Annotated in this window: 14 protein-coding genes; 10 read left to right on the top strand and 4 right to left on the bottom strand. The window is 37.6% G+C overall.

Features of this window, described 5'->3' with window-relative positions; genetic code table 11:
- Positions 1-405: 405 nt before the first annotated feature.
- Positions 406-555, top strand: a complete 150-nt coding sequence (locus tag FS486_RS20225) for a YwzD family small protein (RefSeq protein WP_186321487.1) — start codon at positions 406-408, stop codon at positions 553-555.
- Positions 556-1,128: 573 nt separating this feature from the next.
- On the opposite strand, the gene FS486_RS16175 is transcribed toward FS486_RS20225, so the two are convergent.
- Positions 1,129-1,407, bottom strand: a complete 279-nt coding sequence (locus tag FS486_RS16175) for a DUF1292 domain-containing protein (protein WP_144512865.1) — start codon at positions 1,405-1,407, stop codon at positions 1,129-1,131.
- Between the two features lie 336 nt (positions 1,408-1,743).
- On the opposite strand from FS486_RS16175, the gene FS486_RS16180 reads away from it, so the two are divergent.
- The 4 genes from FS486_RS16180 (at position 1,744) to FS486_RS16195 (ending at position 7,062) form a co-directional block, all read left to right on the top strand.
- Complete coding sequence (locus tag FS486_RS16180) at positions 1,744-2,475, top strand: FCD domain-containing protein (protein ID WP_144512825.1); 732 nt, start codon at positions 1,744-1,746, stop codon at positions 2,473-2,475.
- A 24-nt stretch (positions 2,476-2,499) separates the two neighbouring features.
- Complete coding sequence (locus tag FS486_RS16185) at positions 2,500-4,056, top strand: Na+/H+ antiporter NhaC family protein (protein WP_144512827.1); 1,557 nt, start codon at positions 2,500-2,502, stop codon at positions 4,054-4,056.
- A gap of 26 nt (positions 4,057-4,082) precedes the next feature.
- A complete protein-coding gene (locus FS486_RS16190) occupies positions 4,083-5,513 on the top strand; it encodes an amidohydrolase family protein (RefSeq protein ID WP_144512828.1) in 1,431 nt (476 codons plus the stop codon).
- An 880-nt stretch (positions 5,514-6,393) separates the two neighbouring features.
- Positions 6,394-7,062 (top strand): CAP domain-containing protein, encoded by a 669-nt coding sequence (locus FS486_RS16195; RefSeq protein ID WP_144512830.1) that lies wholly within the window; start codon positions 6,394-6,396, stop codon positions 7,060-7,062.
- 58 nt (positions 7,063-7,120) lie between these two features.
- Here FS486_RS16195 and FS486_RS16200 read toward each other — a convergent pair whose 3' ends face one another.
- From FS486_RS16200 to FS486_RS16210, 3 genes are all read right to left on the bottom strand, one after another.
- Positions 7,121-7,495, bottom strand: coding sequence for a carboxymuconolactone decarboxylase family protein (locus tag FS486_RS16200; protein WP_144512832.1), 375 nt, complete (start codon positions 7,493-7,495; stop codon positions 7,121-7,123).
- A 1-nt stretch (position 7,496) separates the two neighbouring features.
- Positions 7,497-9,131 (bottom strand): thiamine pyrophosphate-binding protein, encoded by a 1,635-nt coding sequence (locus tag FS486_RS16205; protein WP_144512834.1) that lies wholly within the window; start codon positions 9,129-9,131, stop codon positions 7,497-7,499.
- A gap of 65 nt (positions 9,132-9,196) precedes the next feature.
- Positions 9,197-11,416, bottom strand: coding sequence for an EAL domain-containing protein (locus tag FS486_RS16210; RefSeq protein ID WP_144512836.1), 2,220 nt, complete (start codon positions 11,414-11,416; stop codon positions 9,197-9,199).
- A 366-nt stretch (positions 11,417-11,782) separates the two neighbouring features.
- On the opposite strand from FS486_RS16210, the gene FS486_RS16215 reads away from it, so the two are divergent.
- The 5 genes from FS486_RS16215 (at position 11,783) to FS486_RS16235 (ending at position 15,638) form a co-directional block, all read left to right on the top strand.
- On the top strand, positions 11,783-12,226 hold the full coding sequence (locus tag FS486_RS16215; protein WP_144512838.1) for a PTS mannitol transporter subunit IIA: 444 nt from the start codon (positions 11,783-11,785) through the stop codon (positions 12,224-12,226).
- A 3-nt stretch (positions 12,227-12,229) separates the two neighbouring features.
- Positions 12,230-12,493, top strand: a complete 264-nt coding sequence (locus FS486_RS16220; RefSeq protein WP_144512840.1) for a PTS sugar transporter subunit IIB — start codon at positions 12,230-12,232, stop codon at positions 12,491-12,493.
- A gap of 21 nt (positions 12,494-12,514) precedes the next feature.
- Positions 12,515-13,780 (top strand): PTS ascorbate transporter subunit IIC, encoded by a 1,266-nt coding sequence (locus FS486_RS16225; protein WP_144512841.1) that lies wholly within the window; start codon positions 12,515-12,517, stop codon positions 13,778-13,780.
- Between the two features lie 83 nt (positions 13,781-13,863).
- On the top strand, positions 13,864-14,718 hold the full coding sequence (locus FS486_RS16230; protein ID WP_144512843.1) for a transketolase: 855 nt from the start codon (positions 13,864-13,866) through the stop codon (positions 14,716-14,718).
- Positions 14,709-15,638: a transketolase family protein gene (locus FS486_RS16235; protein WP_144512845.1), complete on the top strand. Its 930-nt coding sequence runs from the start codon at positions 14,709-14,711 to the stop codon at positions 15,636-15,638. The genes FS486_RS16230 and FS486_RS16235 overlap by 10 nt, the downstream gene beginning before the upstream one ends.
- Positions 15,639-15,751 lie beyond the last annotated feature (113 nt).

The following is a 15,751-nucleotide window of genomic DNA, read 5'->3' on the forward strand; positions in this document are numbered from 1 at the left end:
CCTAACTAAAAAACGCGTCGCTGTAAGGGCAATTCTGATAATCTACTACAATTCAATTTAAATACAGTAAATAACACTCACCTGATGCGGAGGTGAGTGTTATTTTGTTTTTACATAGAATCGATCTCTTAAGTAGTGACACGTCTCTGTGATAGAAACAACTCTGCATTATTCTGACAATAGACTACAATTTACTATTAAAATATACCTAGTTTACATAGTCAAGAAAAGGGAATGGAAGCTTAATAGACTCGCATCACTCTTTATAGTCTTTATTCAGCACAGTTCCTTTATCATCAAATAAAAGATTACGACTAATTTCAACATTATATTTAATGACTGTGCATAATAAAAGATTATTATTTATTGATTAATACCACATTTAGTAAAGGAGGGTAATGTTACATGACGACGGAAGAATTACAAGAAGAATTCAAGCGTATTTTAGAATATGGCTATCGACGAGGCAATGAGGATGATTTTATTAAAACGGATGATCTTATCGGAGAGTTATCCGAGCAGCTAATAAATTTACTGGATAAGGATAGAGTTTAATAAGGATTAAATAAAAGAACTAAATCCTAAATAAAAAATCGTTCTGTTGTACTGCTCACTCAACTGTAGATTATTCTTTAGTTCTACACCCTACAGCAATAATAGAATTGAATGATTATACTTTAATGGTAGGGGTACTTACAAAAGGTTATATCCTCGAATGTGGACAGGTTATCAAAGAAAAGTTGAAATGGAATGAATGCAAGAAAACAGGTTAAGGGATGGATTATTAAAGAATTAAGGGATTTAAAAACATAATATCAAACATACAAACACGAAATTGAATCTGCAATACAAAAAATGGGACTGAAACCAACTTTATTGGTGATAACAAAGTAAAAGAGCTAGAATAACAATTAGCAGATTATGTTGGGGTAAAAGACTGTAATTGGAATAAATTCTTTTCTATAACTTGGAAATTAAATGCCGTTTACATGGAATAGATAAACTCGAAAGAACGTCCATTTCACGAACAGATGGACGTTCTTGTTAGTGTAGATAAGGATTTAGCAAGTGTTAAATCCCTCAATGTTTAATAAAATTGCGTTCCAATAACAGATTCAGTAACCTACCCTATTCTTCATCTCCAACTCCTTCACTAGCTTCCAGAAATGCTGCTGATACTTTTTCAAATTCTTCATCCGTTTCAATTTCCGCTAAGTCTTCTCCATCTACGACTTGGAAAAAGAATACGTCCATGTCTTCGTCTGTTTCTTCTTTCGTATCTTCTGCAAATGCAACGGCTGCATACTCTTTTTCATCAAGAGTTAACAGACCGATCACTTCGATTTCTTGTTCACGATCATCTTCATCTAATACTGTTAGGATCTCTCCCACTTCAATGCTACCCATTTTTTCATCCATTCAAAATTCCTCCTATTTTGGAACGTTATTTTTTTCTACTATTTATTTACCCACTATAATTTAAAATTACACTAAAGCAATAAATTATTCGCTTTGTTTGGCCTATATAGTATTACACGTACCAACAGATTTATTCGTGATATATCGGTTATTTAAATGAGCACATAAAAAACGTCCATATGGAAGGGAAAATAGGAATGGAATTAATATAATTCTTTTTCCTCGAAAATAAAAATTATTAATTCTGAAAATATAGATTGTTTTTACTAGAAAGTTAAATTATAATTCAAATAGCTACTCATCAATGAGGAGGAGGTGTTAAAAATGGGGATGAGTAAAGAGCTTTTTTCTAGTGAATCAGATTTTCATTACTTTATAGCTTTACAGTGTCTTTCTGATTCAGAAAAGCCACTCGGATCGTGGATAATGAAAGAAAAAATGAAGAATTTGGGTGATGTGATTAGTTTGGCATCTGTTGGTAGGTTGTTAAAAGAACTTGATGGACTGGGGTGGACCGAGTTAGTGTCCTCACAAGGAAGAATACTTACAGTAAAAGGACAACGACAATTTGAAGGAATGCAAAGTGATGTAGAAAGACTAAAGATAGAGGCAGAAATGAAAAAAGCCACTGATCCTGAGAATGCACAAGACATAATTGACTTACTGAATGTACGAGTGATCATCGAGTCAGAGGTCATTAAATCAGTTATTGAAAACGCTTCTGATAAAGAAATAGGTAGTTTAGAGGATTCGGTTAAGCAGCATAAACATTGTGTGAGTATTGGAGAGGATTCTGAATTACTTCCAATTAATTTTCATCAAGTGTTATGTACCTTATCTTGTAACCGCTTTCTCAACTCTGTGCTAAAACTTTTGATACATGAAGAATTAAGACTTGAAGAGAAGTTTCCTGATATTGCAACTAAGTTAAGGGATGCACATCATCTGGTCGAACACGAACTTATTTTAGAGGCTGTCAAAGCACGTGATGTGGAGAGAGCAATTATACTTACGAAAAGTCATATCCAAAAGCTGATTCATAGTGTTACCAATTAATAATTTTATAAAGGGGACGAGAAAATGGAGTATGGGATATTATCATTATTACCACCGGTTCTTGCAATTGTCATAGCTATCGTTACTAGACAGACAATTTTATCTTTATTTATTGGGGTTTGGTTGGGTTCTACAATTATTAGCAGTTGGAATCCTTTCGTGGGTTTTACGTATTCAATTACGGATGTTGTAATTCCATCAATAGCTGATCCGTGGAATGCGGGACTGCTATTACTTGTTACGCTGGCAGGGGGATTTGTTAATATTCTTCGTGTTACAGGTGGGGCGCGTGCATTTGCGGAAGTAGCTACCAAAAAAGTGAATACGCGCAAGAAAGCACAAAACTTTATATGGGGTAGTTCTTTCCTATTTTCATATACAGAGCCAGTATTAATCTTAGGTACTGTCACTCGTCCAATCGCGGATAAGGTAAAAGTATCCCGTGTCAAATTAGCCTATATTTTAGATTCGATGGGAAGTCCTCTAGCTGCTATGTCACCAATAAGTAGTTATGGACCCTTTATTACTGGGCTTATTGCTACGCAACTTGCCGTGCTTGGTTTAAGCGATAATCCGTGGTCCTTGTTCATTCAAATGATTCCATATAATTTATACGGTCTATTTGCAATGATTGGTGTGCTTCTTGTAGTGAATTTGAATTTAGATATTGGACCAATGTATAAAGCTGAAATGCGAGCAGTGGAAACTGGGGAGTTGTATGGTAAAGATGATAAGCTGATGATAGATGAGTCTGTAGAAGAAGAGATGATGGTATCCAATACAAAAGCGGATATATTTAGTTTCTTGATTCCAATGGGCTTATTAATGGGAACCATTTTTACTGTTATTTTTTGGACAGGGAATATTGGGGAGAACGGATTTAGAGGTGCTTTTTTAAATTCTAATATTGTGTTGTCAATTATTTGTGGATTTATAGCAGGTGCTGTTGGCGGGATTACCTATGCAAAATTGAAATATAAAACATCCTTAATTTATCTCTTTGATGAATTAACAAATGGTATTTTAAAGTTAATGATTGTACCTCTTATTTTGGTCATGGCATGGTCTATTGGCTCCATCGCTTCTACTATGGGATTAGGCTCATATATTACAGAATTTGTTGGGAGTTACTTACCAGCATTCCTTGTTCCATTAGTTATTTTTGTCATCGGTGCATTGATTGCATTTGCGACGGGAAGTTCTTGGGGTGTTTTTGCAATTATGATTCCAATAGCTGTTCCGATGGCTGCTTCTATGGATATCAATTTAGCGTTAGCAATTGGAGCTGTAATTAGTGGCGGCTTGTTTGGGGATCATTGTTCACCGATTTCCGATACGACCATTATGTCCTCTACAGGTGCTGCTGCTGATCATATTGAGCATGTTCGAACACAATTGCCATATGCCTTAGTGATTGCGATATCTTCCGCAATTGGATTTCTTTCCTCGGGACTTACGCAAAATGTATTAATTGGATTAATTGTAACCGCAATCGTACTATTAATAGCGTTATATTTATTGAACCGTAGAGTTAAAGGAAGAGATGCAAGTCTACTTTTGAAAAAGCAAGTTGTCTCTTAATATAGGTGGAAAGGGAATGATAATGTATGTTAAAGGTTGATATAATTATTCATAATGGGCATCTTCTGACAATGGAAGGAAAAGGTGTTGGTTTTATTGAGGATGGGGCAATAGCGATAAAAGGCAATTTAATAGAAGCAGTTGGAGAAACAACAGAAATTTTGGCTAATTATAAAGCAGATCGTGTGATTGATGCTACCAACAAATTGATCATGCCAGGTTTGATAGATGCACATATTCATACGGGAATTAGTATTTTCCGTGGGGTGGCGCAAGATATGTCAAACTGGATGCAAAAAGGTCTTTGGCCATTCCAGAAACATTTACGTCCAGAAGAAAGTGTAGCTGGGTCAATGGTTAATATTATAGAAGGTTTGAAGGCTGGAACAACTACTTTTTGTGATTACGATGGGCGTATGGATTTACTTGTACACAATTATAAAAGGATTGGTGCGCGGGCAAGACTTGCAGAATTGATAAACGAGATACCAGATAATATTGGAGATTTGCCAGTAGGAGAGCTATACCCGTTTGATCCTTCTATTGGCCAGGCAAAGCTTCAACGAAATCTAGATCTATATGAGGAACATCATAATACTGAAAATGGACGTATTACAGTTATCCTTGGTCCACATGGTCCGGATATGATGAGTTTGGAGCTGTTAAAAGAAATTCAAACACATGCCGAAAGATTAGATACAAAATTGCATATGCATGTTGCGCAAGGCGACCGTGAAGTACTTCAAATCGAAAAACGGTACGGTAAACGAACGATTGCATTTTTAGAAGAACAAGGACTATTAAATGAGCGACTTATTGCCGTGCATTTAACAGAGGCAACGGACGAAGAAACAGAAGTTGTTGCAAAAAGCGGAGCGAAATTAATATATTGTGCAGGCAGTATAGGTATTATTGATGGTATGGTGCCACCTGTTCAGAAGTTTTTGGATGCAGGCGGAACAGCTTGTCTTGGGTCTGACCAAGCTCCAGGGAATAACTGTAATAATATGATAAATGAAATGAAAATGGCAGCCATTTTAAACAAAGTGAAATATAAAGATCCACGAGTATTTAATGCAACGCAGGCATTACGCATGGCAACAATCGAAGCAGCTAAAGTGATGGGGATTGACGACCAAGTTGGTACGTTAAAAGTAGGAAAAAAAGCAGATGTTATATTACTAGACTTGTCCGCACCTACATTTTTCCCAGTGTTAACAACACCTATTCGTAATATTGTTCCAAACCTCGTGTACTCAGCACGTGGTGATGAAGTCGAAACGGTTATCATTGATGGAAACATTGTGATGGAAAACCGAGTCATTTTAACGATAGATGAAAAAGAAGAGGTAAAAAAAGCACAAGCAGCGGCTGAACAGATTTCTACCCGTGCTAAAGATGATATATTAAGTGCCGACAGTGATATTCTGCAGATGGTTCGTGATGGGTTATTGTAGGATTAGTGTCTCTTTGTAAGAAGTATTTACACAAGAAGACCCCGAAGCACAGAGAGCCTTCTATTACAGTTGAACATCATTTAGCCATATATGAGACATTGAAAAAAAGAGATCCTCTTGAATCGTTCACTCAAATGTATAATCATTTGAAGTATGTAAGGAAGAAGATATTAGCTGATTAAACCGGTCGATGTCTAAGAAATAATTTTACAATTTACTATTAATTATTAAAAGGGAGTTCGGCGAGTCATGTCGAATTCCTTTTTGATTTGGAAAAGTCTTTGGTGGAATTTCCTCACTCACGAGTGAAACTCCATGCTCTTTGGGTGGAACTCGCGACTCTCGAGTGGAACTCCATGCTCTTTGGGTGGAACTGGCCATTCCCGAGTGAAACTTCATGCTCTTTGGGTGAAACTGGAGACTCACGAGTGAAACTCATCGCTTTTGGGTGGAACTAGTGACTCTCGAGTGGAACTCTATGCTCTTTGGGTGGAACTGGCCATTCTCGAGTGAAACTCCCCGGCTTTTGAGTGAAACTCGCGACTCCCGAGTGAAATTCATCGCTTTTGAGTGGATTTCGCCACTCTCGAGTGGAACTTCCTCACTCTCGAATGAAACTCCTCTGCTTTTAAGCCACCCCCTCCTGAAAGCTAAGTGGGCCGTTATCTACAATTAATAGATTTTCAGGACATATACAAAACTGTCAATAGCATTCTAAATGAAATACCTAAACATAGAGGATATAATATCCATATTTTTTACGAGCTACTGCTGTTTTTAAAGGATTTTATTATTCACATGGATTCGTTGGTATATTTTGTAGTAAGAATTCTTGCATTCTATGTTTATACTAATGGAGCACAAGAAGGAGGAGAAGAAAATGAATAAAAATTATTCATTACTAGTTGGGGTACTTGCAGGAAGTTTGTTATTTTCCACACACTCTGCACACGCGGCCATGACAACAGGGGATTCAAATACCACTTCCCAAGCAAAATCATATGAGACACATACATGGAAATCTCCATATCAATATAAATATAATTTTAACAACTCTCAGAAAAACAGCTCTAATGCTTTAGAAAATGAAGTATCTGAAAAAGCAACAGTCCCTGAGAAGTCAGTAACATCAGAACAGTCATCGGAAGAAACAACTAAAGAAAATGTACAAGTTTCTTCTACTATTCAACAGGTGGTTGAATTAGTAAATAGCGAACGCGCAAAAGCCGGACTAAAAGCATTGCAAATAGATACAAAGCTTACACAATCAGCTCAAGCAAAATCACAAGATATGAAAAATAAAAACTATTTTTCTCATACGAGTCCAACATACGGCTCTCCATTTGATCAAATGAAATCATTGGGCATTACGTATAAGTCAGCAGGAGAAAATATTGCGATGGGACAACGTAGTGCTGCAGAAGTAATGGATGCATGGATGAAATCACCTGGACATAAAGCAAATATTATGAACCCTTCCTATACACATATTGGAGTAGGATTATCGGATAGTGGCTACTATTGGACTCAACAATTTATTGGGAAGTAACGATAGAGTCCCTGTGTAGGAAACAATTCAGAATTGTTTCCTACACAGGGACATTTTTTCATTTATTTGCTTCGAAAATCTCTCCAGCAATTCCCATTGCTTGTACAGCTTTTGGAAACCCAGTATATCCCGCACAGTGAATGATAATTTCGATAATATCCTCTTTAGTTAATCCAACGTTTAAAGCAGCCTGTAAGTGAACTTTAAGCTGATCGAAGGCTCCTTGCGTTATAAGTGTTGTTAGTGTGATAATTTCTCGATGTGCATGAGTCAAGGTGTTTCTCCCGTATAAATCTCCAAATCCAAAAGAAACAATCATTTCCCAAAATTCAGGGGAAATCTTTTTGATATTTTCCATTCCTAGACGTACTTCTTGAGAAAATAAATCTTCCATTGCATGAATACCTGCCTCATAACGCTTGTCATTTTCCATATTACTGCCTCCCCATTGTTGGTGGTATTTCGTTTTCATCGACTAATACTTCGATTACGATCGGTTTGTTTGTTTCTTTGATCGTATGTAATGCTTCCTTTATCCTATCGGTTAAATCAAAAGGATTGTAACAGGTATATGCTTCTAGACCCATCGATTCAGCGAAACGAGTCACATCGAGTGGAGTCTCATAAACACCGCCGATAGATGTACCGATCATTTTTTGCATTCCTTTTTCTACCATATCTAATCGTCCATTATTTAAAACGATGAATAGGACAGCAGAGTTATAATTGTATGCCGTGGAAAGCTCGGTTCCATGCATGAACATACACCCATCCCCAACTAAGCATACGATTGTTTCTTCCGGAGCAGCTAGTTTGGCACCGATGGAATAACCAATTCCATTGCCCATCGCACCAAAAATATCATCAAAGAAGAAAGTACCCGGCTTATAAATATCAAAGTGTTTGATACCATAAAAAGAATGACTTCCATCATCTCCGAAAATAATGGCCTCATCTGGTAGCGCATAACGCATTGCCCGCAATGCTTGGACGGCTGAAATTCGCTCTCCTGGACGGTTATCTTCTAGTTGAATCCATTCGTTCGGTGTTAAAAACGCTTCGCTATCCGTTTTCGGCATATCTTTTAACATAGCAGTCAAGTTTGCTTTTATATCTCCTAGTACCGGTGTCGTGGGTACTTGAATCGATTTACCGATAAAGGTCGGATCATAATCGAAGTGGATGACATGGTCCGGATACATTGCTTCCGCAAAACCAGCGGTGGACATATCGCTTAAGCTGGAACCGATGACAAGGAGTAGGTCAACTTTTTCTTGTAAGTATGCTGTCGCTTCTTCCGTACCCCCCAATCCGAATGCTCCCAAAGAAAGTGTATGATTGGAAGGAAATACTCCTTTTCCTCCTGGAGTGGTGATGACAGGGATGTTCCAATGCTCTGCAACATGTCGCACTTCTTCGTAGGCTTTACTTGAGTGCACACCTTTACCCAAAAATAGAAGTGGTCGTTTCGCCGCGTTTAGTTTGTCGGTCACTTCACTCATTAACGGTGAAATCATGTCATATGACACTGGTAAGTCCAGTGTAAAAGGTTCGATTTCCTCTAACAAAATATCAAATGGTATGGCCAAATGCACTGGTCCTTTTACACCTGACAACGCTTTTTCTAGTGCATGCTGCAAGAACGGCTTTAACATATCTCCTCGTTCCACTCGCGCGCTAAACTTGGTAACAGATCGAAACATATCTACAAGATCAGTACCAAATAGGCTGGAGTCTTGTCCCATTGCTTTTCCAGTGTCCTTCATGGAAGAATGACCTGTAATGATTAACAGTGGTAGATTGGAAGCTTTCGCTTGGCCAGCAGCTGTAAGTAGGTTGGTGCCACCAGGTCCAGACGTACCGACTGCAACCCCGATTTTCTGATTCATCAATGCGTAGCCAGTTGCTTCAAATCCCGCTGCTGCTTCGTGTTTACTTAATACAAATTCCATTTCATGGTGCAGTATCTCGAATAATATAGGGGATACCGCCTTTCCCGGAATACCAAAAACATGCTGAATTCCCCAATGTTTAAAATTCGATACTAATACGGATGAAGTCGTCTTCATGCTGTCATTTCTCCTATTGTGTCCCTGTGTAAGAAACAATTCAGAATAGTGTCTTACCCATGGGCCTATTTAATATAAATCTTCTCTATTTCATCTGCAGGAAGTGGTTTGCTAAAGAGATAACCTTGAGAGATATCACACTGATGATTTTTCAGAAAATCAAGCTGCTCCTTTGTTTCCACCCCTTCAGCGATTACTTCCTTATGCAGGTTATGTGCTAGTGAGATGATTGCTTTTACAATTACGGCTCCTTTCTCATTATTCATTAATTCATTTATAAAAGATTTATCGATTTTAATATAATCAATAGGAAAGTCTTTAAGATAATTAAGAGAGCTATAGCCTGTACCAAAATCATCAATACTAACGCCAATTCCGAGTGCTTTCAGATGTTCCAGTACTTGGATGGAGTACTCATATTCCATCGCCATATATTCAGTGATTTCTACGACGATATAGGATGGATCAATAGCTGTACATTTTAATACTCCTTCTATAAATGCTAGTAAATCTTTTGTAAGAAATTGCTGAGTGGATAGATTAATAGACATTTTTACTGGCGTCATCCCAGCATCTTGCCATTTTTTGTTTTGTGAACAGGCCTCATTGAAGACCCATTCCCCAATTTGGGTAATCAATCCATTTTCTTCAGCCAGTTTTATAAACTTTTCTGGAGGTATAAGACCTAACTTAGGATGCTGCCAGCGGATTAACGCTTCAAACCCAACCAGTTCACCACTAATATTATTTATTTGAGGCTGATAATGGAGAACAAACTCCTGTTGCTCCAAGGCCCTTCTTAAATCGACCTCTAACATGTACTCGTCCATCATGACATCGAGTAATTCAGAAGTATGAATGACATAGCGATTTTTCCCTTGTGATTTTGCTTGATACATCGCATTATCTGCATAGACCATAAGCTGTTCCATTGTAATTGAGTAGTCAGGATAGATGGCTACTCCGATACTTGCTGTCGTATGCAACTCCTTCTCGCCGACATGAAAAGGTTGTTGGAACAGCTGGAGAATCTTTTTAGCTTTTTTTGTAACATAATCCACATCATCAAAATCTTTCAGTAAGAAAATAAATTCATCGCCACCAAATCTCGCAAGTATATCCTTCTCCCCAAGACAACCATGCAACCGCTTGCTTACCTCGATTAAAAATTTATCTCCGTAAGAATGACTAAAGTTATCATTAATAATTTTAAAACGATCCAAATCTATGAATAAAAGGGCTAACGTCCGATGATAGCCTTTGTTCTTCTCTTCAATAATAGCTTTTATTTCCTTTTGAATATGTCGTCTGTTGGATAGATGCGTCAAATCATCATGATAGGCTAAGTAATTATATTTCTCCTGTAACAAGTAACGATCTGAAATATCTCTAAACTGACCAAAGGCCCCTATCATTCTATCATCTTCAAAAATTGGTTGCGCATCGAATAGGCAGACTATAAGGTTGCCTGCAATATCTTTAAATTTCAATTCCTCATTTTCAAATATTTTCCCATGATCTAATACTTCTTTAAAATAGTCCCCTGTTAAATGTGATTCCTTAATATTTCTTCCAATAACCGACTCTCTAGTGTTATTTGAAATTTTTTCAGCAAAACTATTAAACTCGGTAGTGATTCCTTTTTCATCTGTAATAACAATCCCATTTCTTGTTCTGCTTAACATGATTTGATTCATAATATCAAGTTTTCTGTTTTGCTTTCTTAATAATAATTCTCTTTCAATGGAGTCCACTACTTGGGCTAACATTGTTAAAAATAGTTCATTCTGAAACTGGATAGGCATCATGATGCACACACTACCAAGTAAGTTATTGTCATCTGTATAGTGAAATGCGGTTCCGTAACAAGCGATGTCGTGAAGAAACGTATGAAAATGCTGTTTCCCAATAAGACTGATCGGATGCTTTTGTTGTAATGACAGACTAATAACATTTGTGCCGGTATCCTCTTGGATAAATAGGCTGCCAGGCATAATGCCGAATTGTTCGATGGTAGACTTGATCGTTTCGTCTCCTTCAATTTCCAGAAGATAGCCTGCCGCATCCGAAACAACAACCAATATCGGCGTACCTTTTAAAGAATTTAGTAGCTTATTTGAAAAGAAACTCACTACTGATAGTATTTCGCTATATGATTTTCGTTTCTGTTCAAACTCTTCTTCGGTTAAAAAGGTCTTTGGTCTTGATACCTCGTTTGGATCCATCCCGGCCTCAGCACACATTCTTTTAGACTCTGTAATATAGTATGGTTCCGTCGTATTCATGTTTTCCTCCTAAAACCTTTATATATATAATATTTACCTTAATTTAATGAGTTATTATTTCGTAAAATAGTGAAAAAAAGAATCCATTTCCGCTAAGGCTAAGTCGCTGTGAATTAACCTGAAGAAAGAATTCCCGTCGTTACTTACTTTACCGCAAAACCTAGTTCTATTCAATGGAAGCGAAGAGGAAGAAGTCAAACGAATCCCTGTATAGAAGACAAATCTATACTATTTTGTAAATTGTCCTCAATAGAGACGTAGATTTTTGATGGACGGCATAAAAAAAGCTTTATGCGAATATTAATATAGCAGGTGTATTTCATAAAAATTACTTATTAAAAAGCTCTATAAAAGGAGAAGTAACGAATGAACAATATTATAGAAGAAAGTGCAATACGACTAAATGTCGTAGCTTCAGATTGGGAAGAAGCAATAAGGACATGTGGGGAAGTGCTTTTAGAAACAGGAAAAGTAGAGAGGTCTTATATCGATGCAATGATAAATACGATAAAAGAGTTTGGACCTTATATTTTAATAGCACCTGGTGTGGCATTGCCCCATGCGCGTCCCGAAGATGGAGTTATTAAGGAAGGTATTTGCGTTGTCCTCTTAAAAAATGAAGTAGCTTTTGAACTTGGAAAAGAGATGAAGGTATTAATCGGCTTAGCCGCTAGAGATAAAGAATCCCATATTGGCCTATTAAAAAGAATTGCGGAGGTGATATCGGAAGAAGAGACGATTGAGCTACTAAAAAATGCAAAAAAAGAAGAAGAGATTGTGAAGTTATTTAATAGAGGTAGAGGAGATTAAGACATGAAAATTTTAACCGTATGCGGTATGGGATTTGGATCTAGCATGATGTTGAAAATGACTATCGAAAAAATACTAAAAGAAAAAGGCATCAAAGCCGATGTGGAAACAGCTGATTTTACAACTGCCGCGAGTACTCAAGCAGACATAATTTTTACGAATGAGGAATTTGCAAAACAGCTTGGGGGTGGGAAGGTACAGGTTGTGAGTATTAAAAATATTGCAGATGCAAATGAAGTAAGAAAAGCCTTGGAGTCCGTTTTATAGATTCATAGAGAGGATGGGAGTATGGTTTTCTTTGAGTTTTTAATGAATGAAATATTGAGTATTCCCGCTGTTTTAGTTGGTTTGATAGTGTTGATCGGTCTGGTAGCCCAGCGTGCCGCTTCTACAAAAGTTATGTCAGGAACACTCAAAAGTATTATCGGATTTCTGATTTTAGGAGCAGGAGCAGGGGTAATTGTAGGTTCTTTAGATTCGTTAGGTGGAATTATTGAAGACGCCTTCCATATTCAAGGTGTCATTCCAAATAACGAGGCAATTGTCGCTTTAGCTCAACAAATGTTTGGAACGGAAACCGCACTTATTATGGGATTTGGTTTTATTGCTAATATTTTATTTGCACGTTTTACCCCATGGAAATATATCTTTTTGACAGGTCATCATACTTTCTTCATGGCTGCCCTATTATCTGCAGTTTTAGGGACAGCTGGCTTGAGCGGCGTTATGTTGGTTGTCGTTGGTTCTTTGCTATTAGGTTTCTTCATGGTCTTAATGCCAGCTCTTGGGCAACCATTTATGAAACAAGTAACTGGAAGTAATGATATTGCAATTGGACATTTCGGTACGTTTGGTTATATTGCAGCTGGATTAATCGGTAAATGGTTTGGAAATAAAGAAAAATCGACAGAAGAAATTAAAATTTCCGAGAAGTGGTCATTTCTAAAGGATTCATTAGTCTCTACTGCTCTTACAATGGTAGCTATTTTTGTCATCTTAGCTATTCTTGCAGGAAGTGATGTAGTTTCTAATTTTTCTGGTGATCAAAACTACATCATGTTCAGCATTATGCAAGGTATCACGTTCGCTGCTGGTCTAAGCATCATCTTACTTGGAGTGCGTATGATTTTAAACGAAATTGTACCTGCTTTCAAAGGAATTGCTGATAAGTTGGTTCCAGGGGCAAAGCCTGCACTTGATGTACCAATCGTGTTCCCGTATGCACCAACTGCTGTGATGATTGGTTTCCTTTTTAGCTTCGCTGGGGGACTTATTAGTATGGGAATCTTAGGTGTATTGTCTTTACCTCTTATTATTCCAGGATTAGTACCTCACTTTTTTACTGGTGCAGGTGCTGGAGTTTTTGGTAATGCAACGGGTGGACGGATTGGGGCAGCTGCTGGTGGATTCATCAATGGTGTTTTGATTAGCTTTTTACCAGCTTTCTTATTACCGGTCTTGGGTGACTTAGGCTTTGCAAATACTACATTTGGCGACGCTGATTTTGGTGTCATTGGGATTATTATTGGATTTATCGCAAGTCTATTTAGCTAAAGGTTAATAGGTAGTCTTCTTAACTAGAGAAGGCTACCCATTTTTTTGATTACATAAGAACAAACAATGGAAGGTGACTATGAATGAATAATTCAGCTTCAATGATCTGCGAATTAGAAACTATTGCGAGAGAGGTTAGAAAACGAATTTTATATACAGCTCATTATAATAAGCAGGGTCATGTAGGCGGTTCCTTGTCCTGTGCAGATATATTAGTCGCTCTCTATTTTAATCAGTTATCTATTGATCCACTAAACCCAAGGTGGGAAGATCGAGATCGTTTTGTATTGTCAAAAGGTCATACAGCATTAGGGCTATACGCGACATTTGCACTTAGAGGATACATTCCAGAAGAGGAACTTAAAACATTTGACCAATACCAATCTCGATTACAGGCTCATCCTGATATGACTGGATTAGATAGTTTAGATATGTCGACCGGGTCATTAGGTCAAGGATTATCGGCGGCAGTTGGGATGGCGATTGGGGCTAAAAGATTGAAAACAGATTTTCAAGTATATTGTTTAATTGGTGATGGGGAGTCCCAAGAAGGTCAAATTTGGGAGGCTGCAAACATAGCTGAAAAGTATAAATTAGACAATCTTATTGTCATATTAGATCTAAACGGTCTTCAACAGTATGGCTGGAAAAATGAATTGGTCCGCAATCCACCAGAAATGAATGCCAAAGGAAAATTCGAAAGCTTTGGGTTTGAAACATGGGAAATAAACGGACATTCTATGACAGAAATAGTGGCTGCATTAGCAAAAGCAAAAGCCAATTTAAATGGGATGCCTAAAGCAATTATTGCCAATACCATCAAAGGAAAAGGTGTCAGTTTCATGGAAAATAATTATCATTGGCATTCAAAAGCACCGAATGAGGAAGAGTACGAATTAGCTTTAAATGAACTAGGAGGTAAACCGGGATGTCTATAAGTGTGAGAGATGAGTTTGGCAAGCACTTGGCCAAATTAGCTAACGAAGACAAAAAGGTATTATCTTTAGATGGTGATCTTGGAAATTCAACTCGACTAGATTCCGTAGAAAAAGCGACAAAAGACTCTTTTTTACAGATGGGGATCGCTGAACAGAATATGGTAGGGGTTGCTGCAGGCTTGGCTACAGTGGGATTTCAGCCATGGATTTGCAGTTTTGCCACTTTTCTTACTAAAAGAGCACTCGACCAAATTGTCGTCAGTGTTGCTCAAACGAACCTCGATGTGAAGCTAGTGGGGAGCTATAGTGGAGTGCTGACGAGTAATACAGGTAAAACCCATCATGCATTGGATGATCTAGCGATAATGACTACAATTCCTAATATGATCGTACTAGCACCCGGCGACGCAAACGAAACAGTAGCAGCAATGAATGCTATGTACCAAACCAACGGACCGATGTATGTAAGATTAACACGGGATGAAACGATTCCTAACTTTTTGCCAGATTTACAATTTGAGATTGGAAAAGGTAAAACGCTACAAGAGGGGACTGACGTTTTAGTTGTAAGCACTGGAAGTATGACTTATCGAGTTTCTAAAGCCATTGAAGAAATGAAAGAACTATCTATTGCTCACCTACATTTTCCTACTGTAAAACCATTCGACAAAGAATTATTGTTAAGAAGTGCGAAAGACGTACGTTTTGTAGTCTCAGTAGAGGAACATTATATACGCGGAGGTCTTGGAAGCATCGTAACAGAAATTTTATCCGAACACTTACCCAAAATCGTCTATAGAATAGGGGTTGGGGATACATTTTCCGGATGTGGAACAGATGCCGAGTTATTAGAGGCGCACGGACTCTCAACAGAAAGGATAAAAGAGCAACTAGTGAAGTGGAACGACGCGCATTCTTAGTCCCTTTCGAAATGTCCCTGTGTGAAAAACAACTCTGAATAGTATCGAAGTTGTGTCTTACACAGCGTTTAATGTTAAATAAGTCAAGTGTTAAATAAATAGATTTTTGGCCG

This window comes from Bacillus sp. FJAT-22090, from assembly GCF_007676755.1.
Classification (GTDB): domain Bacteria; phylum Bacillota; class Bacilli; order Bacillales_A; family Planococcaceae; genus Psychrobacillus.

Bases quoted from the DNA above. Each gene is read 5' to 3' on its own strand.
- FS486_RS20225 (WP_186321487.1), top strand. From the start codon at position 406: ATGACGACGGAAGAATTACAAGAAGAATTCAAGCGTATTTTAGAATAT.
- FS486_RS16175 (WP_144512865.1), bottom strand. From the start codon at position 1,407: ATGGGTAGCATTGAAGTGGGAGAGATCCTAACAGTATTAGATGAAGAT.
- FS486_RS16180 (WP_144512825.1), top strand. From the start codon at position 1,744: ATGGGGATGAGTAAAGAGCTTTTTTCTAGTGAATCAGATTTTCATTAC.
- FS486_RS16185 (WP_144512827.1), top strand. From the start codon at position 2,500: ATGGAGTATGGGATATTATCATTATTACCACCGGTTCTTGCAATTGTC.
- FS486_RS16190 (WP_144512828.1), top strand. From the start codon at position 4,083: ATGTTAAAGGTTGATATAATTATTCATAATGGGCATCTTCTGACAATG.
- FS486_RS16195 (WP_144512830.1), top strand. From the start codon at position 6,394: ATGAATAAAAATTATTCATTACTAGTTGGGGTACTTGCAGGAAGTTTG.
- FS486_RS16200 (WP_144512832.1), bottom strand. From the start codon at position 7,495: ATGGAAAATGACAAGCGTTATGAGGCAGGTATTCATGCAATGGAAGAT.
- FS486_RS16205 (WP_144512834.1), bottom strand. From the start codon at position 9,131: ATGAAGACGACTTCATCCGTATTAGTATCGAATTTTAAACATTGGGGA.
- FS486_RS16210 (WP_144512836.1), bottom strand. From the start codon at position 11,416: ATGAATACGACGGAACCATACTATATTACAGAGTCTAAAAGAATGTGT.
- FS486_RS16215 (WP_144512838.1), top strand. From the start codon at position 11,783: ATGAACAATATTATAGAAGAAAGTGCAATACGACTAAATGTCGTAGCT.
- FS486_RS16220 (WP_144512840.1), top strand. From the start codon at position 12,230: ATGAAAATTTTAACCGTATGCGGTATGGGATTTGGATCTAGCATGATG.
- FS486_RS16225 (WP_144512841.1), top strand. From the start codon at position 12,515: ATGGTTTTCTTTGAGTTTTTAATGAATGAAATATTGAGTATTCCCGCT.
- FS486_RS16230 (WP_144512843.1), top strand. From the start codon at position 13,864: ATGAATAATTCAGCTTCAATGATCTGCGAATTAGAAACTATTGCGAGA.
- FS486_RS16235 (WP_144512845.1), top strand. From the start codon at position 14,709: ATGTCTATAAGTGTGAGAGATGAGTTTGGCAAGCACTTGGCCAAATTA.